This is a genomic window from Bradyrhizobium valentinum, assembly GCF_001440405.1.
GTDB classification, from domain to species: Bacteria; Pseudomonadota; Alphaproteobacteria; order Rhizobiales; family Xanthobacteraceae; genus Bradyrhizobium; species Bradyrhizobium valentinum.
Genome location: NZ_LLXX01000175.1, coordinates 52,472 through 78,632, shown reverse-complemented (window position 1 = coordinate 78,632; position 26,161 = coordinate 52,472). Strand labels below are relative to the sequence as shown.

The window sequence follows — 26,161 nt, the reverse complement described above, 5'->3', positions numbered from 1 at the left end:
GAATCTCTAGAAAGTGAAACAAGAAGAAATGTTGGACAATACCTTCCCCCTCCCCGAAGACCGCATTCCCGTCATCGTCGGCGTCGGCGAAATCGTCGACCGGCCCAAGGATATCGCCGATGGCCTTGAGCCGCTGGCGCTGCTTGAGGAGGCGGTGCGGCGGGCGGAGGCGGACGGTGGAGCAAAACTGCTCGGTGAGCTCGGCTCGCTCGACGTCGTCAATTTCCTGAGCTGGCGCTACCGCGATCCCGAGAAGCAGTTGGCCGCGCGGCTTGGCGCCAACCCGGCCCATTGCTACTACGGCCCGGTCGGCGGCGAGAGCCCGATCCGCTACATTCACGAAGCGGCCAAGCGCATCGCGCGCGGCGAAAGTAGCGTGGCGGTGGTGTGCGGCGCGGAAGCGCAATCGACCGCAACCAAGGCCGAGCGCGGCGGCATCTCGCTGCCGTGGACGCCGTTCGCCCACGACGTCGAGGAGCCGAAGCGCGGCGCGGCGTTTCAGAAGCCGATGGCGGTGAAGCTCGGCGTATTCCGCCCCATCACGGTCTACCCACTCTATGAATCCGCCACATCAGCACATTGGGGCCAGACGCCGCGCGAGGCGCTCGCCGAATCCGGCGCGCTGTGGTCGACCTATTCGAAAGTGGCGTCAGAAAATCCGAACTCCTGGCTGAAGAAGCGTTTTGCGCCGGATGAGATCACCACGCCCACGCCGGAGAACCGGTTGATCGCCTGGCCCTACACAAAACTGATGGTGGCGAATCCGACGGTGAACATGGGCAGCGCGGTGCTGCTGACGTCGCTGGCGAAAGCCCGTGCAGCCGGCGTGCCCGAAGATCGCCTGGTCTATCCGGTGGGCGGCGCCTCGGCTGAAGAGCCGCGCGACTATCTCGCGCGCGACCAGTTCTACGAAAGCCACCCGCAGAACGCGGTGCTGAAGGCGGTGATCGATCTCGTCGAAGGCGACGGCAAGAAGTTTGACGCCATCGAGCTCTATAGCTGCTTTCCCTGCGTGCCCAAGATGGCGCGGCGGACGCTCGGCCTCGGCCGCGACGTGCAGCCGACGGTAACCGGCGGCCTCACCTTCTTCGGCGCGCCGCTTAACACGTATATGACGCATGCGGCATGCGCGATGGTGCGAGCCTTGCGTGAACGCGGCAAGCTCGGCCTGCTCTACGGCCAGGGCGGTTTCGTCACCAAGCATCACGGGCTGGTGCTGTCGCGCGCGGCGCCCAAAGAGGCGCTCGCGCAGCACACCAGCGTGCAGGCCGAGGCCGACCGCAACCGCCGCAAGGTGCCGGACTTCGTCACGGAGGCTTCAGGCAAGGGCAAGGTCGAGAGCTTTACCGTGATCTACAAGGGCAAGGGCGACGTCGAGCACGGCGTGGTAATGCTGCGCACGGAAGCCGATCAACGGGCGCTGGCCCGCATCCCCGCCAATGACGCAGCGACGTTGAAGCATTTGCTGCACATGGACCGGACGCCGGTGGGATCGGTCGGCTCGATTGTTACGGCAGACGATGGCGTGCTGGAGTGGCGCGTGGGGTAATACCTTCTTCCCCTCTCCCCTTGTGGGAGAGGGTGGATCAATCGCGCGCAAAGCGCGATTGAGACGGGTGAGGGGTCTGTCTCCGCGGATACAGACCCCTCATCCGCCTTGCCTTCGGCAAGGCACCTTCTCCCACAAGGGGAGAAGGGAAAGGAATTCTGCTTCTTCTTCCTCGCCCCGAACCGGCGCTTACGCTGCCCGCACCGTATCCAGGAACTTGCTGACCTCCATCTTCAGGCGGTTGCTGTCGGCTGAGAGCGACTGTGCCGCCGAAAGCACCTGTGCGGAGGCAGAGCCGGTTTCGCCGGCGCCGCGCTGCACGTCGGTGATGTTGGAGGAGACCTGCTGGGTACCCTCGGCCGCCTGCTGCACGTTGCGGGAGATTTCCTGCGTCGCAGCGCCCTGCTCTTCCACGGCGGCTGCGATGGTCGAGGCGATCTCGGCCAGCCTTTCGATAGTGCCGCTGATCTCCTTGATCGCGCCCACCGACTCCTGGGTGGCGCTCTGGATGCCTGATATCTGCTGGCCGATCTCGCCGGTGGCCTTCGCGGTCTGTTCGGCGAGCGCCTTCACCTCGGAAGCCACCACCGCAAAGCCGCGGCCGGCCTCGCCGGCGCGCGCCGCCTCGATGGTGGCGTTGAGCGCCAGCAGGTTGGTCTGGCCTGCGATGGTGTTGATGAGTTCGACGACGTCGCCGATGCGGCTCGCCGCCTTCGACAATTCGCTGACGCGATCGTTGGTAATGCGCGCCTGGTCGACCGCCTCGCCGGCCATCCGCGCCGATTCCTGCACCTGGCGGCTGATCTCGTTGACGGAAGAAGACAGCTCTTCCGTCGCTGACGCAACCGATTGCACATTGGTGGAAGCCTCTTCCGAGGCCGCGGCGACCATCGTGGTCACCTGCTGGGCGCGCTCGGCGGTTGCCGTCAGCGTACTGGCGGAGGCTTCGAGTTCGGTAGACGCCGACGACACGGTTTCGACGATCTCGCCGACTGCCGTCTCAAACGAATCCGCCAGCCTGACCATTTCGGCCTTGCGCTGCTGGGCGGCGATCTGGTCCTGCTTGATCCTGGCTTCCGCCTCGTCGCGCGCTTTCCGTTCCGAGACGACCTTGAACTTCTCGACGGCGCCGGCGACGGCGCCGAGTTCGTCCTTGCGTCCGAGGCCGGGCAATACCACTGCGAAATTGCCACCCGCGAGTTCCTCCATCGACACGCTCAGCGCGCGCATCGGACGGGCGATCGTGAAGTAGGAGAATATGCTGGTTCCGATCAGCAACAGCATCGTACCGATACCGATTGCCATGGACTCCCGTTCGGCGGCAGCCATTTCCCGAGTGGCCCGGGCCGCTTCCTGATCCACACCCTGCTTGGCCGACTCGACGATTTGGTTGGCGAGAGATTCCAGTTCGGCCGCAATCGGCAGCGTCACTTCGCGTGCAATCCGGATCGCTTCTTCATTCAGTTTGGTAGTCCGCGTGGCGGCGTCGGACCCGCCCGCCGCAGCTACGGCTTCACCGCGAACCGATGCGATCTGTTGGGCTGCTTTCGCATAGTCTGCTGCCCTGGCCTTGAGCTTCTCGGTGCGTGCGCGGATTTCTCCGGGGTCAGACAATTGCAGCATCTCGTCGGCAAAACGGTTCACCGATTTGAGCCGCGCCGCCAGATAGTCATTGGCCTTCTGCAGATCTGCCGCACTGTTTGCGAGACGGAGATCACGGACGCCGGTCTGCATGCCGCGAATCGACGCCTTCGCGTCCACCCCATCTCGCGCGATCGTCTGCTGCGCTGACTTGCGCACATTCGCGTCGCGCATCGCCGCGTTGGCCCGCATCTGGCTGACCATCATCACGACGACGAGCAGAACGCCGAGGCCCGAGGCGATGCCGAGCTTGGCGCCGATCGAGAGATTCAGAAGGAAACGGATCGACATGATGGGGCGTCCTTGAAAGCAGCAGCGTCGGTGAAATCGCAGCGATGCCGTTGTTTCCCGCGTAGCGGGATCACGGTTGAAAAGCGCCGGGCCGGATAATCGGACGAGCCGGTTCGTTGCGAACGAAGGGCTCCTGCAGCAGCCTCGCCACAGAGCGACACTTACACCGCTAAGGTTTCATACGATGGTTAATCAGGGGCTAAGCGGAGAGACTTGGGGAAATCGTAGAACTACGGTATCGACGCTCGCTTCGCCGGTATCACGACTGACTGTCCGTATTCTTACGTGCCGCCGACAATGTCTGCTGCGGCGTTTCGCCAAACAAATCGCGGTACATCGAGGTGAACTCGCCCATGTGCCAGAAGCCGTTCACAAGCGCGACCGCCTTGACCGATTGCGGCGATTCTCCCCGCACCAATTGCTGGCGCACGTTCCAGAGGCGCCGCAGCCGCATATAACGATGCATGCTCATGCCGCGGATAGCAACCACGGCATTATGCAGTGTCCTCACCGAGACGCCAAGCTGCCGCGCCACATCGGCGCTGTATAGGGTCTTGCCGGCGTTCACGGCAACGAACTCGTCGAGCTTTCGGACCAGCGCCAGATAATTGCTCAAGCTCAGGCGCTTGGCTTCGTGCGTGGGCGATGCCGCCGCCATCGCCAGATCGACCGCCTGCAGAATCGATTCCTCAACATGCTCGATCACGTTCGGCTGAGCGAACGTATCGGGCGAATGCGAAGCGAGCGTCAGGACATCGCCGACCAATGCCCGCAGCGCTTGGCATTTGTCAGGCAGTGTCACTATCAGTTGGGCGCTATCGGCATCGCCCGGCCAGCCTCGATCGTCGATCGAAGCGAAATTCACAAGCGCCAGCAGATTGGCCTGCTGCTCCACGATCTCGCACGTCGCGGTACCCTTGACCAAGAGCAAGGCCGGCGTACGGGCCTCAACGCCGTCGATGATCAACGAAGCGGCATCGTCCATCGTGAAGCCGACGATCGCGCCGGTCGTGGAATAGTGCATCTGCAGAATTCGCGGAAACGTCCGCTGCAGATGGATCGAACAGGACTTCAGCTTCAACGAGGCGAACGAGGCGGCGAAGTTCTTGGCGTCGATCGGAATGCTCCTGGCCTCGCCCAGTCCTTCGATGCTCCGGAAACGATCAACGTCCAGAGACCGGCTAACCTTTACGAAGTCAGATTCAACGAGTTCATCAAGCAACGACACGCGGCGGTCATCCGAGCCGTCGGTAGCGATCGTCGCAACAACGAAAAAGAGCGCTAGCCGGGATTGAGAGGGATCGTATGCGCAACTTGACCATGGCCGATGGGTGCCTCGATGCGCCCTGCCATCGAACGAAGCGTCTTGAGTCCTGCCGTCTTCATTGACGCAGAACACGTGGCATCAGATCTTCCCGATACACTTGTATCTTACCACTTTTTCCCGATTTCGGAAATCCGTTGGCTGCATTCGGCGTCAGTTTCACTCAGGGCGATTGGTCGGCCCATGCCGCAATCGCAATCTTGCGATCTAGGGATGTCTCCCGCTCCTCGTGCAGCCGAATAGCAAGCTGCTTGCAGCGCTCGCGTTTCTGATTCGCGTCATGGATGATCGCGAAGCCGGCATGAGGAGCCGGCTTCGGACCGAAGAGTCACTATGATCAGGCCGCCCGCACCGAATCGAGGAACCTGCCGACCTCGAGCTTGAGGCGGTTGCTGTCGCCCGACAGCGATTGCGCCGCCGCGAGCACTTGCGAAGACGCCGATCCGGTTTCGCTGGCGCCGCGCTGCACGTCGGTGATGTTGGAGGAGACCTGCTGGGTACCGGTCGCCGCCTGCTGCACGTTGCGGGAGATTTCCTGCGTCGCGGCGCCCTGTTGTTCCACGGCCGCCGCGATGGTCGACGAAATCTCCGACAGCTTCTCGATGGTACCGCTGATCGCCTGGATCGCGTTCACGGATTCCTGGGTCGCCGCCTGGATGCCGGTGATCTGCTGGCCGATCTCGCCGGTGGCCTTTGCGGTCTGCTCGGCCAGCGCCTTTACCTCGGACGCCACGACCGCGAAGCCGCGGCCGGCCTCGCCAGCGCGCGCCGCCTCGATGGTGGCGTTGAGCGCAAGCAGGTTGGTCTGGCCCGCGATGGTGTTGATCAGCTCGACGACGTCGCCGATGCGGGTTGCCGCTTTCGATAGTTCGCTGACACGATCGGTGGTGGTACGGGCCTGGCCGACGGCGTCAGAAGCCATTCGCGCCGATTCCTGGACCTGGCGGCTGATTTCGGTGACGGACGACGCCATCTCTTCGGTGGCCGATGCGACCGACTGCACATTGGTCGAAGCTTCCTCGGAGGCCGCCGCGACCGTTGTCGCGAGTTCCTGCGCGCGCTCCGCGGTCGACGTCAGCGTGCCCGCCGAGACCTCGAGCTGGCTGGACGCCGACGATACCGCTTCGACGATCTGACCGACCGCCGCCTCGAAATCGTTGGCCATCTTGTTCATGTCCGCCTTGCGACCCGCCACGGCGCGGCTCTCGGCCGCGCGTTGCTCGACCTCCAGCGACTGGCGGGCGACGGCGTTGCTCTTGAACACCTCGACGGCCTTGGCCATTTCGCCAACCTCGTCGCCGCGCCCGATGCCCGGCACCTCGACGTCGAGTTTGCCGCTGGCGAGGTCGTTCATGGTGTCGGTCATACGCTGCAGCGGTGCGGTGATGCTCCGCGCCACGAAGATCGACACTGCAAGCATGAACAGCAGGATAACGCCGGCAAAAATCAGGGAGCGCTGGGTCGATACCCAGGCCTGCGCCTTCAGGTCGTCGATGTAGACGCCGGTGCCGATGACCCAGTTCCAAGGTGCAAAACCGACCACATAGGACAGTTTCGGCTGCGGCTTGTCGAAGCCCGGCTTGGGCCACTCATAGGGAACGAAGCCTGAGCCGTCCTTTTTGACGGTATTTACGAAATCGACAAACAACAGATTGCCGTTCGGGTCCTTGTAGGTCGAGAGATCGTTGCCGTTCATTTCCGGCCTGATCGGATGCATCACCATTTTCGGATGCATGTCGTTGATCCAGTAATAGTCGTTGTTGCCGTAGCGAAGCGCCGCGATCCGCGCCATCGCCCGCTTCTGGGCGTCGGCGGCCGGAACGTCGCCCTTCTGCGCCGCGGCATGCTCTTCCTTGACGATGCCGAGCGCGAGTTCGCCGAGGTGTCGCAGTTCGATCTGCTTCTGCTGATTGAGGCTCGACGCCAGTTCGCGCGAGTCTAAAAAGGCGACGCCCAGGAGCCCGACGAAGCTGAGGCAGATGAGGGCATAGATCTTTCGGCCAACCGTCATCCTGGCCCGACGTACCATTGCAAACATGCTTGATCTCCACGCGACGACGGAGGTCGTCCATCCCATTGCGCGGAATCGTATAGGCCAGCCGCTTTCTTCCCGTTAATTTTGTACTCAGTAGATATACGGGATTTTCGCTAACCAGGACCCTGCGGGCCGGGCGACCTCAGGCCGCCCGCACCGAATTCAGGAACTTGCCGACCTCGCGCTTGAGGCGGCTCGAGTCGGACGAGAGCGACTGCGCCGAGGAGAGCACTTGCGAGGATGCCGTGCCAGTCTCGCCGGCGCCGCGCTGCACGTCGGTGATGTTAGCCGAGACCTGCTGGGTTCCCCGGGCCGCCTGCTGCACGTTGCGGGAAATTTCCTGGGTTGCGGCGCCCTGCTCTTCCACGGCGGCCGCAATGGTCGATGATATCTCCGACAGCTTCTCGATGGTGCTGCTGATCGCCTGGATCGCGCCGACCGATTCCTCGGTCGCGGCCTGGATGCCGGTGATCTGCTGACCGATCTCGCCGGTTGCCTTCGAGGTTTGTTCTGCCAGCGCCTTCACTTCGGAAGCCACGACGGCGAAACCGCGGCCGGCATCGCCGGCGCGGGCCGCCTCGATGGTGGCGTTGAGCGCCAGCAAATTGGTCTGTTCGGCGATGGTGTTGATGAGTTCGACCACCGCGCCGATGCGGGCCGCCGCCTTCGACAATTCGCTGACCCGGTCGTTGGTAGTGCGGGCCTGATCGACGGCCTCATTGGCCATCCGCGCCGATTCCTGAACCTGACGGCCGATCTCGGTGATGGACGAGGCCATCTCCTCGGTGGAGGAGGCTACCGACTGCACATTAGTGGAGGCTTCCTCGGAAGCTGCGGCCACCATCGTGGTGAGCTCCTGGGCGCGCTCGGCGGTCGCCGTCAGCGTGCCGGCGGCAGATTCGAGTTCGGTAGATGCTGACGACACGGTCTCCACGATCTGGCCGACCGCACCTTCGAAATCGTCGGCGAGCTTGATCATTTCGGCCTTGCGCCGCTGCGCTGCGACCTGGTCCTGCTCGACCTTGGCCTCGGCTTCCTCACGCGCCTTTTGCTCGGCGTTCTCGCGAATGACAGTGACCGTCTTGGCGAGGTCGCCGATTTCGTCGCCGCGGCCGGCACCGGGAATCTCGACATCGAGATCGCCGCCGGCCATCTTGCCCAACGCACCGTTCAGGCGCGTCATCGGACGTGCGACCCCGAGGAAGGAAAACACGACCGAGGCGATCAGCGACATGACGACGATGATCGCCATGATCAGGCTGATCCGGTTGGCCTGCGCGGTATCGGACATCACCGCGTCCTTGGAAATCTTCGCACCCTTCTGCGCACCCGCGACCGTCGCCTCCATCAGGCCGGCGACATCAGCGGCGGCCTTGACGGTGCGGGTGGCGATGATTTCGCTCTTCGACTGCTCGGTCCTGACGGCCTCCTCATTGGCGGCCAGGAAGCGCTTCACGATCGAGGAAAGGTTGCTGACCACGACCAGCAAATCCCGGTCATCGGCTTCGCCACGCAGCTTGTTGAAAACATCCTTGAGCGAGGCCTCGGTCTTGGCCATCTCCGTGACCAGGTTGGCGTCGCCGGTGGCGCCGAGCTTCCAGGAAGCCGCCCGCAGCGCGTTCACCTTGCCATCGGCCTGGAACAGCAAACGCTCGATCTCGAGGCGGTTGTCCAGCTTCGCCATGGCCGGCAACTTCAGTTGAGCATCGACCGACTTGTTCCATTCTTCGGAAATGGCCGACCGCTTCTCGATCTGCGCCAGCAGCGTCGTCTGCGCCTTCGCGAGATCTTCCACCGCTGCGGCAAAGCCTTCCATCAAAGCCTTGGTCTTCTGGAGCTGTTCCTTGGCTTCCGGCCGCTGGGCCATTGCCAGCGCCGCCTCCAGCTCCGTTGCTGCGCTCGCCTTGTGGTGCTGCAAATCGGCAAGGGCCTTTTCGACTTCAGCCGGAGTTCTCGCCAGGCGGACGTCGCCGGCGGCAAGCTGAATCTTGCGCAGGTCGATATGCGCGGCGAGCGCATTATTCGCCACAAGCTGCGATCGCGCGGCGCGCTCGCTGGATTCCTCGATCTTCGATTCGGTAACCATCTGGTTGGCCACCATGCCGATCGCCAGCAAGACGCCGACCGCCCCGGCCAAGCCGAGTTTGTTTCCGATACGGTTGAGCTTGATCATGACGACGACCCCAATTTTTCTGAAACGGCATTTGCGATGCAACGGAACCGGCAACCTGCGCATGCAAATCCCGAAGATGCGGGCCAGCGTAGCGGCGACCGGTTAATTTCCGCTTGCGTGAAACTACGGAAAACCCAATCGGGTTGTAGCGCCATCGACTTCGCGCCATACGTGAAAAGGCGTGGCCTTTTCGGGAGCCGGGCCCTTCGCCTGCCGCCGGCCGGTTGTCAGGCTGCCCGGACCGACTCCAGAAACTTGCCGACCTCGAGCCTGAGGCGCTTGCTGTCGCCCGACAGCGACCGCGCCGCCGACAGCACCTGTGACGAGGCAGCGCCGGTTTCGCCGGCCCCGCGCTGCACGTCGGTGACGTTGGCGGAAACCTGCTGGGTGCCCTGGGCCGCCTGCTGCACGTTGCGGGAGATTTCCTGCGTCGCCGCGCCCTGCTCTTCCACGGCGGCCGCGATGGTCGAGGAAATCTCGGCCAGCCTTTCAATGGTGCCGCTGATCTCCTTGATCGCGTTCACCGACTCCTGGGTCGCGCCCTGGATGCCGGATATCTGCTGGCTGATCTCGCCGGTGGCCTTTGCGGTCTGCTCCGCCAGTGCCTTCACCTCGGAGGCCACCACGGCAAAGCCGCGACCGGCCTCGCCGGCGCGCGCCGCTTCGATGGTGGCGTTGAGCGCCAGCAGATTGGTCTGGCCCGCGATGGTGTTGATGAGTTCCACCACGTCGCCGATCCGGCTCGCCGCCTTGGACAATTGGCTGACGCGATCGTTGGTGGCGCGGGCCTGTCCGACCGCATCCGTCGCCATCCGCGCCGATTCCTGCACCTGGCGTCCGATCTCGCCGACCGAGGTGGAAAGCTCTTCGGTCGCCGACGCCACCGACTGCACGTTGGTGGAAGCTTCCTCGGAAGCCGCGGCCACCGCCGTGGTCAGCGCCTGCGAGCGTTCGGCGGTCGCCGACAGCGTCCCAGCCGAAGCTTCGAGCTGGGTCGAGGCCGACGACACCGTCTGCACGATCTCGCCGATTACGTTTTCGAAGTTACGGGTGATGCCGTCGACCCGCCGCCCGCGCTCGATCTTGGCTTCGGCGTCGGCGGCTGCGGCTTCGTCGGCGGCCTTCTTGGCAATCAGCGCTTGCTTGAATACCTGCAAGGTGTCCGCCATCGCGCCTATCTCGGTCTTCGCGCCCTGATGCGGCACATCCGCGCTCAGATCGCCCTGGCCCAGCGCCTGCATCGGCGTGACGATCGAGGCGATGCCATCAGATACGTCGTGAACCAGATAATAGCTGACGGCGATGCCGATGAGCACGGCCGCGCAGAGGATCACGGCCAGCATGATCAAGGCGGAAGCGTAGCTGCCGGCCGCTTGCTGTGCCGCCTTGTCGGCGCCTGCGTTGTTGAGGTCGATACTTTTCTTCAGGACGGCATCGGCCTGAAGCCCGATCTTGTTCACGGTCGTTGCATTCAGGTCGTTGGCCTCAGTGGGAATCTGGCCGACCGCATTGCGGGACAGTTCCATGACTTCCTGGGTGCCCCTGCGGTATTTATCCCAGAGCTGCGCCCACTCACCATACAGCGCTCGCTCTTCCGCCGACGTAATCAGGGGCTCGTAAGCCGCGCGGATCTTGGTGTTGGCCTCGATCACGGCAGCCAGGGTCTTTTCCGTCGCCAGCTTTTCTTCCAGCGTCTCAGACAACATGTGCTCGCGGATCACGTTGCGATAGGTGATGACGCCGGCGCGCAAATCACCCAGCACGCGAACGCTCGGCATCCAGTTCGCCGCGATGTCCACCGTGTTGGCGTTGATGGCCCGCATGTTCCGGACCGCGAGCAGGCCCATGCCCGTCATGGCGGCGAGCAGGAAGGCGACCACGGCGATGATCTTGGTGCGAATGGAGTACCTGGCGAACATGGCTGGAATCTCTTGGTCTTGGGCGCGCGGGGGAGCACGCCGGATGGCGGCAAGGCGGGAAGGCGGGAAGGCTGGAAGACGGAGAATGCCTCGCCGACATCAAACCCGATGCGTCCTCAGGTTGAGTTAACGCGCGTTGGCAAAAATACCGACGCGAGCCGACCTCACCGGGACATGATGAACGCCGTTGTGGCGATCAGCGCATCAGCTTCAGCGCATCGGAAAAAAACTCAGGTCCGCCGAAATTGCCGGATTTCAGGGCAAGCAACATCTCGCCGCTGTCGGCGCCAACGGCGCTCAAAACCGGCACTCCTGCAGCGATTTCTGCGCCTACGAGGAATCCGGGAATGCGCAGGCGATCGACGACGGCGCCTGAAGTTTCACCACCTGCGACCACCAATCGCCGCACACCTGAGCGCACCAGGCCTTCCGCAAGGTCGGCCATCGCCTGCTCGATGGCATGTCCGGCTGCATCGCGGCCATGTCGAGATTGCAGAGCTGCGACCTGATCCGGCGTCGAGCTGCTGGCGATCAGAATCGGGCCGTCGCTGATTCGGTCGCTCGCCCAGGCCAGCGCGCGACGTGCCTCGCCGGGTCCCGCGATGATCTGTTCGGGATCGAGATGCAGGACGGCCATGCTCTTTTCGGCGTTGGCGATCTGCGCCAGCGTCGCCTGCGAACAGCTCCCCGCCAGGCACGCCGCCGGCCCGCCGACCGGCGCCCCGGACGCCGCACCTGCGAAAGCCGGTTTGACCTTGCCGGAGGCCACCAGCGCCCGGGCGAGACCAAGGCCGATCCCGGACGCGCCGACCGACAGGCGATGATCCAGCGCAACGGTGCCGATGGTTTCGAGATCGCGGTCGAACACGGCGTCGACGATCGCGGCACCGATGTTCTTTGCCGCGAGATCGGCAAGACGTTCGCGAACGGCATCCGCGCCGCGCGCCAGCGTCGCCAGATCGAGCAGCCCGACCTTGGTCTGGCTCTGGCGCGCCAGCACCCGCACCAGGTTGGAATCGTGCATCGGGTTGAGCGGGTGATCCTTCAGGGGGCTCTCGTTCAGCGGCACGCTGCCCACAAACAAATTGCCCTGGTAGACGGTTCGGCCGGTCTCCGGAAAAGCCGGGGTCACCAGCACGATTGTCTCGCCCGAGTCGGCGCGCAGCGCATCCATCACCGGACCGATGTTGCCGGCATCCGTGGAATCGAAGGTCGAGCAGATCTTGAACAGCACGTGACCTGCGCCGCGGCCGCGCAGCCATTTCTCCGCCGCGCGCGAGCGCGTCACGGCGAGGCCAGCCTCGATCGAGCGGCTCTTGAGCGATACCACGACCGCATCGACCTCGGGCAATGCCAGATCGTCCGATGGCACGCCGATGGTCTGCACCGTGCGCAGGCCGGAGCGGGTCAGCGTGTTGGCGAGATCGGAAGCGCCGGTGTAGTCGTCGGCGATGCAGCCCAAAGACAATTTCACGATTTCACTCCGGCATAGGGCTTGAACCAGGCAAGCCCCTCGGTGGTCTTGCCGCGCGGGTTATATTCGCAGCCAACGAAGCCGCCATAGCCGAGCCGGTCGAGCTCGGCGAACAGGAACGGATAGTTCAGCTCTTCGCCGTCGGGCTCGTTGCGCGAGGGAATGCTGGCGATCTGGACGTGGCCTGTGATCGGCATCATCTCGCGCAGCCGCATGGTGACGTCGCCGTGGATGATCTGGCAGTGGTAGATGTCGAACTGCAGCTTCAGGTTCGGGATCTTCAATTCGTTGATCAGGTCGCGCGCAAAGGTAAAATCGTTGAGGAAGTAGCCCGGCACGTTGCGCGGATTGATCGGCTCGATCACGACGTCGAGGCCGTGAGGCGCATAGAATTCGGCCGCCCACGCCACCGACTTGTAAAACTGCTCAACGGCTTTCGACTCGCTTCGGTTGGCAATGCCCGCCATTAGATGCAGCCGCTTGACGCCGGTCGCCTTTGCATAAGGAAGCGCCGTCTCAAGGCTGCGCTTCAAATCATCGAAACGCTCGGGCAGCGCGGCAAAGCCTTTCTCACCGGCATCCCAATTGCCCGGCGGCAGATTGAACAGCGCCTGTGTCAGGCCGTTCTTTTTCAGCCGTTCGCCGACGCTCTCCGCCGGATGATCGTAGGGAAACAAAAATTCAACCGCGGTGAAACCCGCTTTCGCCGCCGCCTCGAAGCGGTCGAGGAACGGGACTTCGGTGAACATCATGGAGAGATTGGCGGCAAAGCGCGGCATCGGCGGTCCTCTTCTTGATCTTGGCTCTATTTCGGCTCGCCCGGCAGATGCGTGCCGGTGACGCGGGCATACATCCGCGCCACCGAGGCATCGTCATCGCGGCCCATGCCTGATGCGGCGGTCATCAGAAACATCTGCAGCGCGGCGGCGGCAACCGGCACCGGAAACTTTTGCGAGCGCGCCATGTCCTGGATGATGCCGAGGTCTTTGACGAAAATCTCAACCGCGCTGCGCGGCGCATAGTCGCCGTCGAGCACATGCGGCATGCGGTTTTCGAACATCCAGGAATTGCCGGCAGAGGCCGTGATCACCTCGTAGACCTTGCGGATGTCGAGGCCCTGCTTGGCGGCAAACGCGATCGCCTCCGACGCGGCGGCGATGTGGACGCCGGCGAGCAACTGGTTGATCATCTTGAAGGCGGCGCCCTGGCCGGCATCGTCGCCGAGTTCGTAAAGTTTTGCGGCCATCGCATCGAGCGCCGGACGCGCTTTGGCAAAGGCGGCCGGACTGCCGGATGCCAGGATCGTGAGTTCGCCCTGCGCCGCGCGCTGTGCGCCGCCTGAAATCGGCGCGTCGAGGTAGTGCCGCCCGGTTCCCTCCAACTGCTTGGCGAGCCGGCGCGCGATGTCCGGGTCCATGGTGGCGGAGGAGATGAACACCGCGCCTTTCCCTAAGGTTTCGGCGACGCCATTGGGGCCGAACAGGATGGTCTCGGTTTGGGCTGCGTTGACGACCACGCTGACGACGATGTCGGCCGCCTTGGCAGCTTCCGCCGGCGTCCCGGCGCCCTTGCCACCGTCAGCCACGAACCGCGCCACGGTATCAGCCGAGACGTCGCAGCCGGTCACTTCGAGCCCGGCGCGGCGCAGCGAGGTCGCCATGCCATACCCCATCGAGCCCAGCCCGATGACGGCAACGCGCGGTCTGGCGGATTCTGGCATGCGGCGGTCCCTCAAATGGTTTCATTTTTCGCCGCGATCTGGCCGGCGGCTTTGCCTCTGGGTATCACGGCTTGGCCGCGCTGCCAAAGCGTGGGACAAGACAAAAAAGGGATGCTGCCGGAATACTGACATGAGCGAAACCAGGATCCGTGAGGAAATCTGCCGTCTCGGCCGCTCGCTGTTCGAGCGCGGGCTGACGCCGGGCTCCTCGGGCAATATCAGCGTGAAACTCGACGACGGCGGCTGGCTGGTGACGCCGACCAACGCGTCGCTGGGCTCGCTCGACCCGGCGCGGATGTCCCGGCTGGGCCCCGACGGACGGCTGGTATCCGGCGACGCGCCGACCAAGGAGGTGCCGCTGCACACCGCACTCTACCAGACCCGCGGCGCCGCGCGCGCGGTGGTCCATCTGCATTCGACCCACTCGGTGGCGCTATCGATGCTGCCGGAAATCGACCCCCGCGCCGCGCTGCCGCCGATGACGCCTTATTATCTGATGAAATGCGGCCAGACCGCGCTCTTGCCCTATTACCGCCCCGGCGATCCCGCGGTCGCCGACGCCATCAAGGGGCTGGCCGGGAAATACTCATCCGTGCTGCTCGCCAATCATGGACCGGTGGTATCAGGCGATACGCTGGAAGCCGCGGTGTTCGCGATGGAGGAACTGGAAGAGACGGCGAAACTCTATCTGCTGCTGCGCGGACTGAATCCGCGGTATCTATCGCCGGCACAGGTGGAAGACTTGACGAAGACGTTCGGGCTGACGCTGCCGGAGCATGGGCACTCGTAGGATGGGTAGAGCGCAGCGAAACCCATCATCTCTCCGCGCAATGAATTGATGGGTTTCGCTTCGCTCTACCCATCCTACGGCATCTACCGCAATTAGAGCCCCAGATACGCCTTCCTTACATCCGGATTGACACTGATCTCCGCCGCACTCCCCTGCATCAACACCCGGCCGGTCTGCAGAATGTAGGCGCGGTCGGCGATTTCGAGGCATTCCGACATGCGCTGTTCGACGATCAGCACGGTCATCCCGGCATCGCGAATGCGCTTCACGGCCTGGAAGATTTCATCGACCAGTTTTGGCATGATGCCCTGCGACGGTTCGTCCAGCATCAAGAGCCGCGGGCGCGTCATCAGTGCGCGGCCGATCGCCAGCATCTGCTGTTCCCCGCCGCTTAGCGTTTCGGCGCGCTGCTCCAGCCGCTCCTGCAGGCGCGGAAACAGCTTGAACACGAGATCGAGCGGCTCTTCGCGGTTGACCTCGCCGCGATAGAGATAGCTGCCGAGCCTTAAGTTGTCGCGCACCGACAGGCGCGGAAACAACCGGCGGTTTTCCGGCACATAGGCGATGCCGCGCGAGGTGATGACGTGCTGCGCCATGCCGTCGATCCGCATGCCGTCGAACGACACGGTGCCGGAGCGCGGACGCTCCGCGCCGGCGATCGATTTTAGCAGCGTCGACTTGCCGGCGCCGTTGGCGCCGGCCACGCAGACGATTTCGCCTTTTGCCACTTCGATCGAGACCGCCGAGATCGCGACCAGGCCCTGATAGGCGGTGGTGACTTCATGCACCGACAGCATGACGGTCTCCCAGATAGGCGGTAATGACTTTCGGATCGCGGACCACGTCGGCAGGCTTGCCCTCGACCAGCACCTTGCCGAGATCGAGCACGACGGCGCGGTCGACCAGCGGCATCACGATTTCCATGACATGCTCGACCATCAGCACGGTGACGCCGGTGTCGCGCACCTTGCGCACCAGCTCGACGCCGGTCTTGGCTTCGACCGGCGTCAGCCCCGTGAGCACCTCGTCCAGCAGCAGCAATTTCGGCTCGGTGGCCAGCGCGCGGGCGACCTCGAGCCGGCGCTTCTCGGACGGCACCAGATCGCTGGCGAGCACATTGGCGCGCGGGCCGAGACCGCAGAACTCCAGTACCTCATGGGCCTTGCGGCGGGCGTTGCGCATCACGGTGGTGCGGACCAGCGCACCGACGATGACGTTGTCGATCACGGTCATGGTCTCGAAACTTTTCACGACCTGGAAGGTACGGCCGATGCCGCGCTGACAGCGTTCCGCCGCCGGCAACGCGGTGACGTCCTCGCCGTCGAAGATGATCGAGCCTTGGGTCGGCGGCAGCACGCCCGCGATCAGATTGAACAGCGTCGACTTGCCGGCGCCGTTCGGGCCGATCAGGCCGACGATCTCGCCGCGTCCGACTGATATCGAGACGTCGCTGTTGGCGATCAGGCCGCCGAAGCGCTGCCAGACGCCGCGGGTTTCCAGAAGCGGCGTGGTCATCGGGCCGCCTCCTTGCGCCTGGGCGAGAACAGCCCGACCAGGCCCTGCGGCCGCGCCAGCGAGATCGCGATGATCAGGCCGCCATAGACGATCAGGTCGACGCCGCGGCCGGAGCCGCCGATAAAGGAGCGCGTCAGTTCCGTGAGCGGGATCAGGATCACCGCGCCCAGCAGAGGACCCCAGAGCGTGCCGATGCCCCCGAGCACCGCCGGCAGCGCCATCAGCAGCGAGAACTGAAAGCCCATCACGCTCTCAGGATCGATGTAGGAGACGAACTGCCCATAGAAGCTGCCGCCGACCGCGACCAGGAACGCCGACACCGCCGCAGCACCCATCTTGGAATTGAACACGACGACTCCGAGGCTTTCGGCGGCGTCCGGATTGTCCTTCACCGCGCGCCACCAATAGCCCCATTTGGAATCCTCCAGCCACCAGGTGACGAACCAGGCGACGCAGGCCAGCGCCAGCGCGAAGTAGAAATACGGCAGCTTGCTGCGCGTGAACTGGAATTTTAGCCAGCTATCGCCGCGCACGGGGATATCGATACCCATCGCCGCGCCTGCCCAATCCCAGTTATGGAACAGCAGCAGCACGATCTCGGCGATGACGATGGTGGCGATGACGAAATAGTGGCCGCGCAGCCGAAAACAGGGATATCCGAGCGCCATCGCAAGGACGGCAGAAATGATGCCGCCGCCGAGCATGCCGAACCAGGGCAGCACGCCGAACTTGGTGAACAACAGCGCAGTGGTATAGGCGCCGATCCCGAAATACATCGCGTGGCCGAGCGATATCTGGCCGCAATAGCCGGAAAGGATATTCCAGCTCTGCGACAGCGCGCCCCACATCAGCGTCAGAACCATGATGTTCTGAACGTAAACGTCCTTGACGAACAACGGCACGACGGCTGCGGTCGCGGCAAGACAGAATGCGACGATAAGGTCGCGGCGGCGGCTTCTGGCGAAACTCGTATCCATCACATCGATCCGAACAGGCCGCGCGGCCGGATGAAGACGACAAGGAGATAGACGGCGTAGATGCCGACCGCCTTGAGCGAAGGCGGCAGCAGCAACGCGGTCGTCGCCTCGACGAGGCCGACGATGATGCCCCCGGCGAAGGCGCCGAACACGCTGCCGAAGCCGCCGAGCGCCACAGTCACATAGGCGATCAGCGCGAAGGAAGCGCCGACGTCGGGATAGATGTAGAAGAAGATCGCCATGACCGCGCCTGACAGCCCCACCAGCGCCGCACCTAAGCCCCAGCCGAGCGCAAACACCTTGTTCTTATCGATGCCGACAAGCGCCACCGCGCCGGCGTCCTCGCGGGTCGCCTCCAGCGCGCGGCCGAAATCGGTGCGGTTGATGAAGAGATAGAGCGCGCCGAACGCCGCGATCGCCACCAGGGCACCGACCAGTTGCGGCACAGGCAGAAAGATGCCGGCCACCGAGACCGTCTTGCCGCCGAGCCATGAATGCGTGACGCTGCGGTAGTCCGGCGTGAAGAAGTACTGCGCCAGGCCGCGCATGACGATGGCAAGGCCAAAGGTCGAGAAGATCTGCACCATGCCGGCATTGGCTTTCGCGCGCACGGCAAAGCGCACGATTAGTAGATAAACCACGGCCCCGAACACAAACAGCGCCGCCGCGACCAGCGGCGCTGCCAGCAAGGGGTCAATCGCAAAGAACACGAACAGAAAGAACGTCGCATACATTGCGATCATCAGGAATTCGCCATGGGCGAAGTTCACGACGTCCATCAGCCCGAAGATCAGCGCGAGGCCGACGGCGATGAGACCGTAGAGCAGCCCCATGAGGAGACCGCTCGCCAGGCTCTGGATAATGGTTTCGGCGGTCACCGGTATACCCCCATCGCACGTCGTCCCTGCGAACGCAGGGACCCATAACCACCGGAGTCGCATTTGAAAGAAAGGCGTGAGGCCACGATGAAACCGATGCTCCCCGGCGTATGGGTCCCTGCGTTCGCAGGGACGACGCTGCGTTTGTGATGTCTTTCCAAAGAAAGACGACCTACTTCATCGGCCAGACGGCTTCGGCGATGGCGGCCTGCGGCGGGAAGATGGTGACGAACTTGCCGCCGATATATTGCAGCAGCACCGGGTCGGCGTCGTTGTTCTGGCCCATCTCGTCGAACTTGACGCGCTTCCAGGGCATGATGGTTTGCTCGCCCGGAATGTCGGTCGCCACCAGCGCCTCACGGATCTTTTCACCGTCGGTCGACTTGGCGCGGTTGATGGCTTCCGCCATCACCAGGAGACCCATGAACTGCCGCGACGTCAGGTCGTTGAAGTCCTTGCCCGACTTCTCCTTGAACATGGCGTTGATCTTGCCGACCATCGGCCGCTTGGCAGCGAGATCGAGCGAGAAGCTGCCGCGCGAGATCACGCCTTCGAGCTTGTCGCCGACCGCGTCATAGAGCGCCTTTTCGGAGAAGCCGGCGTTCTGGGCAACGATCGCGTTCGGCTTGTAGCCGAGTTCGGCCATGGTCTTGACCAAGAGGATGCCGTCGGTGGTGTAGCTCGAGGGCATCAGCACATCGGCATTCGCAGTCTTGAGCTGCTGCACCTCGGCAGACAATGACGGAGAGTTGGAGCGGTACTTGATGTCGGTTGCGATCTTGTATCCGCGATCGGCCGCCAGCTTGAGCTGGGTGTTAGCGGAGTCGGTGCCGAAGATGGTGTCCTCGTGGAACAGCGACAGCGTATCGATCTTGGCGCCCTTCTTCTTCATCGCGTCGAAGAAATTGAACATGGCGGCCGAGAACATCTCGTCATGCGGCGCGGCGCGGAAATAGAACTTAAGACCGCGTTTATGCAGACTCGGCGAGGAATTATCCGCCGAGATGAACGGGATCTGGTAGCGCTCGCAGATCTGGCTGACGGTGACGGCGACCGAGCTCTGGTAGGTGCCGATGACGGCACAGACTTTCTCCTGGGTGATCAGGCGTTCGGTCTCGGCGCGGCCCTTCTGCGGATCGGCCTGGTGGTCGGCGAAGACGAGGCGGATCTTGGCGCCGCCGAGGCTGGGCAGACCCTCGCCTTTCGCCAGCGGCAGATCGAAATCATGGTTCTTGTTGATGATGTCGAGCGCGGTCTCGAACGACTTCTGCGCATCGACGCCCATCTGGGCGCTGGCGCCGGAGAATGGATAGATCACGCCGATCACAACTTCGGACGTTTGCGCGCGAGCTGCGACGGGTCCGAGCGCTGCAACAGCGGTGGCTCCAAGCAAGACGTTTCGGCGCGTGATGTTCATGGCGATATCCTCTCTGGTCGGCAACTATCGATGAAACGGGCGAAGGTTGGGGTAAAGCCTCAATGATCAGCAAGCGCTGCATCAAAGCACGGCAAGCGCTTTATTCCTGAGATCGGTCACGAGCATCAATCCGGGCGCATGCGTAATCGCAAACGGCACCTTCGCGGCCTGGATGACCGATTGCGGGGTCACGCCGCACGCCCAGAACACCGGAATTTCGTCAGCCTCGACCGGCACTGGGTCGCCGTAGTCGGGTTTGGCGAGGTCAGCGATGCCGATCTGCTCGGGAAGACCGATATGAACGGGCGCACCATGCACCGAAGGAAAACGCGAGGTGATCTGCACCGCGCGGATCGCGTCCGCCGGCTTGAACGGCCGCATCGTCACCACCATCGGACCGGCAAACGGGCCTGCGGGGCTGCAGGCGATATTGGTGCGGAACATCGGCACGCGCACATCGCGCTCGATATGGCGTATCGGCAGACCTTCCTCCAACAGCGCCTCCTCGAAGGAGAACGAGCAGCCGAGCACGAAGGCGACGAGATCGTCGCGCCAGTGCGCCATGATGTCGGTCGGCTCCTCCACGATCTCGCCGTCGCGCCAGACGCGATAGCGCGGCAGGTCGGTGCGGATGTCGAGGTCGATGCCAAGCGCGGGAATGCGGGGATCGCCGACGTCGGACATGCCGATGATCGGACACGGTTTGGGATTGAGCTGGCAGAAGCGGTGAAAGGCGCCCGCGAGTTTTTCCGGCAGGATTGCGAGGTTGCCCTGGACGAAGCCGTTGGCGACGCCCGCCGTGTGATGGACCATGCCGGTCCGACTGGCATGCCGGGCCGCGACGCTCGGCGATAAATCCGCCGTATCGTGACCGGATCGTTCGTTCCTCGCCAAGCTGGTCATCATTGATATCAGCTCCATTCTTATCGACATCTACTCCCGCATAGGACTATGATAATGTCTAATCGTCTTTTTTAATCAGGTTCGATAAACTAAAATTATCAATATGCGGGCAGAGGGTGCATGACTGATTTCAAGGCAATTGAGACTTTCATGTGGGTGGTGACCCTGGGCAGCTTCCGCGGCGCCGCCCAGAAGCTCAACACCACCCAGCCCGCTATCTCGCAACGGATCGCGCAGCTCGAACGCGAAGTAGGCGTGCGGCTATTACAGCGCGACCGCCGCATGGTGCTGCCGACGCCGAGCGGGCGGCAATTGATGGTCTATGCCGAGAAACTGATCGGGCTGCGCTCGGAAATGCTGGCGGTCGTCGGCGACCGCTCGGCGATGCGCGGCGTGCTTCGGCTCGGCGTCGCCGAAACCATCGTGCACACCTGGCTGCCGCAACTCATCAAAAGCGTCAACCACGCCTATCCGAACCTCTCGCTCGAGATCGAGGTCGACATCACCTCGAATTTGCGCAACCGGCTGCTGGCGCAGGAAATCGAACTCGCCTTCGTGCTCGGGCCGCTGACGGCGCCGATGGTCAATAACCGGACGCTGTGCGATTATCCCGTGGGCTTTACCGCCAGTCCCTCGCTCGGCCTCGGCAAGCAGGAGCTGACCCTGCACGATCTGGCGAAGTTCCCGATCATCACCTTTTCGCGCCGGACCCAGCCCTATGAGATCGTGCGTTCCCTGTTCAACCGGCCCGACCTGCCGCCGATACGGCTGCATGCGAGCGCATCGCTCGCGACCGTCATCCATATGGCGATCGAGGGTCTCGGCATCGCCTTGATACCGACCGCGATCGTCGAAGACGATATGGCGAGCGGACGGCTGCAATTGCTGTCGACCAATCTGCAGTTGGCCCCGCTGACGTTTTCGGCAAGCTGGCTCGCCTCCCCCGATACGGTCGCGGTGGAGCGCGTGGTCGAACTCGCCGCCAGCCTGGCGCGAGGCGGCGTCATTGTTGACGCGCCGCCGCAAGCGCGGCATTGAAAACGGCGCAGCGCTTGCGCCTCACGTTCGGAAGTACCCCATGACCAAAATCGGATCCAACCTGCAGATCGACTCGGCCCGGCTGTGGGACACGATTCACGAAACCGCCAAATTCGGCGCGACGCCGAAAGGCGGCGTGCGGCGGCTGACGCTCGGACCTGAAGACAAGCAGGTGCGCGACTGGTTCCGCGAACGTTGCGAGGCCGCGGGCCTTGAAGTGCATGTCGATGCACTGGGCTCGATGTTCGGCCTGCGCAAGGGCCGCGACATGTCGAAGCCGCCGATCGGCCTCGGCTCCCACCTCGACACGCAGCCGACCGGCGGCAAATATGACGGCGTGCTCGGAACACTGGCGGCGCTGGAGGTGGTGCGGACGCTGAACGACGCCGGAATCGAAACCGAGACGCCGATCTGCATCTGCAACTGGACCAACGAGGAAGGCTCGCGCTTTGCGCCGGCGATGATGGCGTCGGCGGCGTATGTCGGCGACTTCACCACCGATGACATTTTGTCCCGCAGGGATGCCGAGGGCGTCACCGTGGCGCAAGCGCTCGACGGCATCGGCTACCGCGGCGAGACCCCGGTGGGGACGCAGAAATTCTCCGGCTTCGTCGAGCTGCATATCGAACAGGGCCCGATACTCGAAGCAGAGAACAAGACCATCGGCGTCGTCGATTCCGGCCAGGGCGTCTTGTGGTACGACGGCAAGATCACCGGCTTCGAGAGCCACGCCGGGTCGACGCCGATGCCGCTACGACGCGACGCGCTGGCGACGCTGTCGGAAATCGTGCTGGCGATGGAAGCGATTGCCAGGAAGCACGGCCCGAAGGCGGTCGGCACCGTCGGCGAAGCGGTGATCGCCAACCCCTCGCGCAACGTCATTCCCGGCGAGATCGCCTTCACGGTGGATTGCCGCAGCGCGGATGCCGCCATCATGGACGCGCTGGATAAGGATTTGCGCAGCTCGATTGCCGAGATCGCGGCGCGGCGCAAGGTCGACGTCCAGTTTGATCTGATCTGGCGCAAGCCGCCGACGCATTTCGATCCCAGGCTGGTGGATGCGGTGGAGAACGCCGCAAAGATGCTCGGTTACTCCCACCGCCGCATCACCTCCGGCGCCGGCCACGACGCCTGCAACCTCAACACCGTGATGCCGGCAGCGATGGTGTTCGTGCCGTGCAAGGACGGCATCAGCCACAACGAGCTGGAAGACGCGACCCAACCCGATTGCGCGGCCGGTGCCAACGTGCTCATGCATACCGTGCTGGCGCTGGCCGGCGTCGCGTCCTGATCATCAAAAACGAGGGGAAAAGCCGTGCGTGGAGTTTTTGTCGACGCCAATGAATCGCTGGCCGTGATCTTCGAGCGGCTGCAGGAGCCCGGCGATCCCGAGGTGCGGATCCACCGCGACCCCGACATCACCTCGGATCAGTATCCCCAGATACTCGATGGCGCCGAGATCGCCATCGTCGATCATACGGCGCTGCCGACCGACGTCGCGAAGAAATGCACCGGGCTCAAGCACATTGTATTTCTCGGCACCGGCGCGCGCAGCTACATGAACCCGGAAGAGCTCGCCGAGCTTGGGATTACGGTGCACCTGATCAAAGGCTATGGCGATACTGCCGTGGCCGAGTGCGCCATCGCGCTGATGTGGGAAGGCGCGCGCGGCCTCGCCAAGATGGACCGCGGCATCCGCGCCGGCAACTGGCTGCGCGACGACGGCATGCAACTGACCGGCAAGACGCTCGGCCTGATCGGCTTCGGGGGCATCGCAGCCGAAGTCGCGCGGATCGCGCTCGGTTCCGGCATGCGCGTCGTCGCCTGGAACCGGTCGCCGAAGAAATATCCAAAGGTCGAGTTCGTCGATCTCGACGAACTATTGACCGAGAGCGACGTCGTCTCGATCCATCTGCTGCTCAACGACGAGACCCGCGGCATGATCTCGCGCGCCTGCATCGAGGCGATGAAGCCCGGCGTCATCCTCGTCAATACCGCGCGCGGCGCCATCGTCGACGAGGAAGCCATGATCGACGCCCTGAAATCGGGCCAGATCCGCCATGCCGGCCTCGACGTCTTCAACATCGAACCGCTGCCGTCGGATCATCCGTTGACGGAACTGCCTAATGTCACGCTGTCGGCGCACTCGGCGTTCCGCACGCCCGAAGCGAGCGAGAATTTGATGCGCGCGGCGTGGGAGCACTGCCGGCGGGTTGTGAAGGGGTGACAATATCTCTCCGTCGTCCCGGCCAAGCGAAGCGCGAGCCGGGACCCATAACCACCGATGCGTACGTTCGCGAATGCTGGAGCCACAGCGACGCGTAACAACTAAATTCAGTGGTTATGGGTCCCTGCGTTCGCAGGGACGACAGTAACCGAAATCTCAATCCACCATCTCCGCCACAGCCTTGCCGCAGGCCACCGTGTCAGCGTTGCCGCCGAGATCCCGCGTCCGCAGGGTCCGTTCGCCGAGCGTGCGCTCGATGGCGCCGACGATCGATTGAGCCGCATCCTTCTCGCCGAGATGCTCCAGCATCATCGCGCCCGACCAGATCATGCCGATCGGATTGGCGATGCCCTGCCCTGCGATATCGGGCGCCGAGCCGTGTACGGGTTCGAACACCGACGGAAAATTGCCTTCCGGATTGATGTTGCCCGACGGCGCGATGCCGATGGTGCCGGTGCAGGCCGGGCCCAGATCGGAGAGGATGTCGCCGAACAGGTTGGAGCCGACCACGACGTCGAACCAGTCCGGATGCAGCACGAAGTTCGCGGTAAGGATGTCGATGTGGTACTTGTCCCACTTCACGCCTGGATATTTCTTCGCCATCGCTTCCACGCGCTCGTCCCAATAGGGCATCGTGATCGAGATGCCGTTGGACTTGGTTGCCGAAGTGAGATGCTTCTTCGGCCGCGACTGCGCCAGATCGAATGCGAATTTAAGGATACGGTCGACGCCAACGCGCGTCATCACCGTCTGCTGGGTGACGAATTCACGGTCGGTGTCAGGGAACATGCGTCCGCCGACGGAGGAATATTCACCCTCGGTATTTTCGCGCACCACCCAGAAATCGATGTCGCCGGGCTTGCGGCCCGCGAGCGGCGACGGCACGCCGGGCATCAGCCGCACCGGGCGCAGATTGACATACTGGTCGAATTCGCGGCGGAACTTGATCAGCGAGCCCCACAGGGAGATGTGATCCGGGATCTTCGCGGGCCAGCCGACCGCTCCGAAATAGATCGCGTCGTGCTTGCCGATTTTGGCCTTCCAATCCTCCGGCATCATTTCGCCGTGCTTTTCGTAATAGTCCCAGGACGCGAAGTCGAAATGATCGAAATGAACCGATACGCCGTGCTTTTTCGCCGCCACCTCGAGCACGCGTAGCCCTTCGGGAATCACTTCCTTGCCGATGCCGTCGCCGGGAATGACTGCGATCCGATACTGCTTCTTGGCGCTGCTCATCGAGAGTTTCCTTGAAAGGTTCGTTTGGCTGTTTGTCAGCCGGCTAATGCCGGTTATTTGATTGCCTTGCAATGGACCAAACCTGCCGCCCGCGCAACGCTGCACTGCAATGTTGACCGCCACGGCACCGCGAGCCTAACAATTTCGCGCGAGCTCCATCCCACCTCTCCTCACCCAGCGAGCATTCCATGGATCTGCACCTGCGCGGCAAGCGTGTCCTGATCACCGGCGCCTCCAAGGGCATTGGCGCGGCCGCGGCCGAAGCCTTTGCCGAGGAAGGCTGCGACGTCATGCTGGCCGCCCGCAGCGGCGATCAATTGAAAGCGCTGACCGAACGGCTGCGCTCCGCGCATCAGATCGGCGCGACAGCCCATGTGGTCGACCTGCGCAAGGCGGAAGACATTGCAAGACTCGCCAAGGAAGCCGCCGATATCGATATCCTCGTCAACAATGCCGGCGATATCCCGAGCGGCTCGATCGACAAAATCGACGAGGCCACCTGGCGTCACGCCTGGGAGCTGAAGGTGTTCGGCTACATCAACCTCACCCGCGCGGTCTATGCGCAGATGAAGGCGCGTGGGCATGGCGTCATCGTCAACGACATCGGCGCGGCCGGCGAAAAATTCGACACCAATTACATCTGCGGCAGCGCCGGCAACGCCGCGCTGATGGCGTTCACCCGCGCACTCGGCGGCAAGAGCCTTGCCGACAATATCCGCGTGGTCGGCATCAACCCCGGTCCCGTCGGCACCGAGCGCCACGTCATGCGTATGAAGATCCGGGCAAAGGACCAGTTCGGCGACGAGGACCGCTACAAGGAATTCCAGAAGGGCATGCCGCTCGGCCGTCCCGCACACGCGCGCGAGATCGGCGATCTCATGGCGTTCCTGGCGTCGGACCGGTCGGGATATACGTCGGGGGTGATCTTTACAGTCGATGGCGGGTATACGTCGGGATGGGGTTAGCTACGCAACCACTGCACAACCTCATCCTGAGGAGCGCGCACTTGCGCGCGTCTCGAAGGATGTGGCCACCGACGGGGCCTCATGGTTCG

Annotated in this window: 21 protein-coding genes; 6 read left to right on the top strand and 15 right to left on the bottom strand. The window is 63.4% G+C overall.

Features of this window, described 5'->3' with window-relative positions:
- The first annotated feature begins 28 nt into the window (after positions 1 to 28).
- Positions 29 to 1,549: an acetyl-CoA acetyltransferase gene (locus CP49_RS31780; protein WP_057854072.1), complete on the top strand. Its 1,521-nt coding sequence runs from the start codon at positions 29 to 31 to the stop codon at positions 1,547 to 1,549.
- Between the two features lie 189 nt (positions 1,550 to 1,738).
- Here the strand turns inward: CP49_RS31780 and CP49_RS31775 are convergent, their stop codons facing one another.
- The 8 genes from CP49_RS31775 to ltnD all read right to left on the bottom strand — a co-directional run bounded on the left by CP49_RS31775 (position 1,739) and on the right by ltnD (position 14,126).
- Positions 1,739 to 3,481 carry a methyl-accepting chemotaxis protein gene (locus tag CP49_RS31775; protein WP_057854071.1) on the bottom strand — a complete coding sequence of 581 codons (1,743 nt, stop codon included), beginning with the start codon at positions 3,479 to 3,481 and terminating at the stop codon, positions 1,739 to 1,741.
- Positions 3,482 to 3,740: 259 nt separating this feature from the next.
- On the bottom strand, positions 3,741 to 4,709 hold the full coding sequence (locus CP49_RS31770) for a helix-turn-helix domain-containing protein (protein WP_057854070.1): 969 nt from the start codon (positions 4,707 to 4,709) through the stop codon (positions 3,741 to 3,743).
- Positions 4,710 to 5,142: 433 nt separating this feature from the next.
- A complete protein-coding gene (locus CP49_RS31765) occupies positions 5,143 to 6,843 on the bottom strand; it encodes a methyl-accepting chemotaxis protein (protein ID WP_057854069.1) in 1,701 nt (566 codons plus the stop codon).
- A 139-nt stretch (positions 6,844 to 6,982) separates the two neighbouring features.
- Positions 6,983 to 9,013, bottom strand: a complete 2,031-nt coding sequence (locus tag CP49_RS31760) for a methyl-accepting chemotaxis protein (protein ID WP_245310960.1) — start codon at positions 9,011 to 9,013, stop codon at positions 6,983 to 6,985.
- 227 nt (positions 9,014 to 9,240) lie between these two features.
- Entirely contained in the window at positions 9,241 to 10,932 is a 1,692-nt protein-coding gene (locus CP49_RS31755) for a methyl-accepting chemotaxis protein (protein ID WP_057854068.1), read from the bottom strand.
- A 196-nt stretch (positions 10,933 to 11,128) separates the two neighbouring features.
- The gene (gene otnK, locus CP49_RS31750; protein ID WP_057854067.1) at positions 11,129 to 12,406 is read right to left on the bottom strand and encodes a 3-oxo-tetronate kinase; all 1,278 of its coding nucleotides are present in this window, start codon (positions 12,404 to 12,406) and stop codon (positions 11,129 to 11,131) included.
- Positions 12,403 to 13,185, bottom strand: a complete 783-nt coding sequence (gene otnI, locus CP49_RS31745) for a 2-oxo-tetronate isomerase (RefSeq protein WP_057854066.1) — start codon at positions 13,183 to 13,185, stop codon at positions 12,403 to 12,405. The genes otnK and otnI overlap by 4 nt, the downstream gene beginning before the upstream one ends.
- Positions 13,186 to 13,211: 26 nt before the next feature.
- Positions 13,212 to 14,126: an L-threonate dehydrogenase gene (ltnD, locus tag CP49_RS31740; RefSeq protein WP_057854065.1), complete on the bottom strand. Its 915-nt coding sequence runs from the start codon at positions 14,124 to 14,126 to the stop codon at positions 13,212 to 13,214.
- A 130-nt stretch (positions 14,127 to 14,256) separates the two neighbouring features.
- On the opposite strand from ltnD, the gene otnC reads away from it, so the two are divergent.
- Positions 14,257 to 14,916, top strand: a complete 660-nt coding sequence (gene otnC / locus CP49_RS31735) for a 3-oxo-tetronate 4-phosphate decarboxylase (RefSeq protein ID WP_057854064.1) — start codon at positions 14,257 to 14,259, stop codon at positions 14,914 to 14,916.
- 92 nt (positions 14,917 to 15,008) lie between these two features.
- On the opposite strand, the gene CP49_RS31730 is transcribed toward otnC, so the two are convergent.
- The 6 genes from CP49_RS31730 to CP49_RS31705 all read right to left on the bottom strand — a co-directional run bounded on the left by CP49_RS31730 (position 15,009) and on the right by CP49_RS31705 (position 20,606).
- Positions 15,009 to 15,713 carry an ABC transporter ATP-binding protein gene (locus tag CP49_RS31730; RefSeq protein ID WP_057854063.1) on the bottom strand — a complete coding sequence of 235 codons (705 nt, stop codon included), beginning with the start codon at positions 15,711 to 15,713 and terminating at the stop codon, positions 15,009 to 15,011.
- Entirely contained in the window at positions 15,697 to 16,431 is a 735-nt protein-coding gene (locus tag CP49_RS31725; protein ID WP_057854062.1) for an ABC transporter ATP-binding protein, read from the bottom strand. Before CP49_RS31725 ends, CP49_RS31730 begins: the two co-directional genes overlap by 17 nt.
- Positions 16,428 to 17,408, bottom strand: coding sequence for a branched-chain amino acid ABC transporter permease (locus CP49_RS31720; protein WP_057854061.1), 981 nt, complete (start codon positions 17,406 to 17,408; stop codon positions 16,428 to 16,430). The genes CP49_RS31725 and CP49_RS31720 overlap by 4 nt, the downstream gene beginning before the upstream one ends.
- Positions 17,408 to 18,286 carry a branched-chain amino acid ABC transporter permease gene (locus CP49_RS31715; protein ID WP_057854060.1) on the bottom strand — a complete coding sequence of 293 codons (879 nt, stop codon included), beginning with the start codon at positions 18,284 to 18,286 and terminating at the stop codon, positions 17,408 to 17,410. Before CP49_RS31715 ends, CP49_RS31720 begins: the two co-directional genes overlap by 1 nt.
- 172 nt (positions 18,287 to 18,458) lie before the next feature.
- Positions 18,459 to 19,703 (bottom strand): ABC transporter substrate-binding protein, encoded by a 1,245-nt coding sequence (locus CP49_RS31710; protein WP_057854059.1) that lies wholly within the window; start codon positions 19,701 to 19,703, stop codon positions 18,459 to 18,461.
- A gap of 81 nt (positions 19,704 to 19,784) precedes the next feature.
- The gene (locus CP49_RS31705; protein WP_057854097.1) at positions 19,785 to 20,606 is read right to left on the bottom strand and encodes a putative hydro-lyase; all 822 of its coding nucleotides are present in this window, start codon (positions 20,604 to 20,606) and stop codon (positions 19,785 to 19,787) included.
- Between the two features lie 120 nt (positions 20,607 to 20,726).
- Here CP49_RS31705 and CP49_RS31700 point away from each other — a divergent pair, with 120 nt between their 5' ends.
- The 3 genes from CP49_RS31700 to CP49_RS31690 are packed head-to-tail and all read left to right on the top strand — an operon-like array spanning position 20,727 to position 23,871.
- Positions 20,727 to 21,644 carry a LysR family transcriptional regulator gene (locus CP49_RS31700; protein WP_057854058.1) on the top strand — a complete coding sequence of 306 codons (918 nt, stop codon included), beginning with the start codon at positions 20,727 to 20,729 and terminating at the stop codon, positions 21,642 to 21,644.
- Positions 21,645 to 21,684: 40 nt separating this feature from the next.
- On the top strand, positions 21,685 to 22,935 hold the full coding sequence (locus CP49_RS31695; RefSeq protein WP_057854096.1) for a Zn-dependent hydrolase: 1,251 nt from the start codon (positions 21,685 to 21,687) through the stop codon (positions 22,933 to 22,935).
- Positions 22,936 to 22,959: 24 nt separating this feature from the next.
- Positions 22,960 to 23,871, top strand: a complete 912-nt coding sequence (locus tag CP49_RS31690) for an NAD(P)-dependent oxidoreductase (RefSeq protein WP_057854057.1) — start codon at positions 22,960 to 22,962, stop codon at positions 23,869 to 23,871.
- A 156-nt stretch (positions 23,872 to 24,027) separates the two neighbouring features.
- Here CP49_RS31690 and CP49_RS31685 read toward each other — a convergent pair whose 3' ends face one another.
- Positions 24,028 to 25,107: a tartrate dehydrogenase gene (locus CP49_RS31685; protein WP_057854056.1), complete on the bottom strand. Its 1,080-nt coding sequence runs from the start codon at positions 25,105 to 25,107 to the stop codon at positions 24,028 to 24,030.
- Positions 25,108 to 25,295: 188 nt separating this feature from the next.
- Between CP49_RS31685 and CP49_RS31680 the strand changes: the two genes are divergently transcribed.
- On the top strand, positions 25,296 to 26,072 hold the full coding sequence (locus CP49_RS31680; protein ID WP_057854055.1) for an SDR family oxidoreductase: 777 nt from the start codon (positions 25,296 to 25,298) through the stop codon (positions 26,070 to 26,072).
- The last annotated feature ends 89 nt before the right edge of the window (positions 26,073 to 26,161 follow it).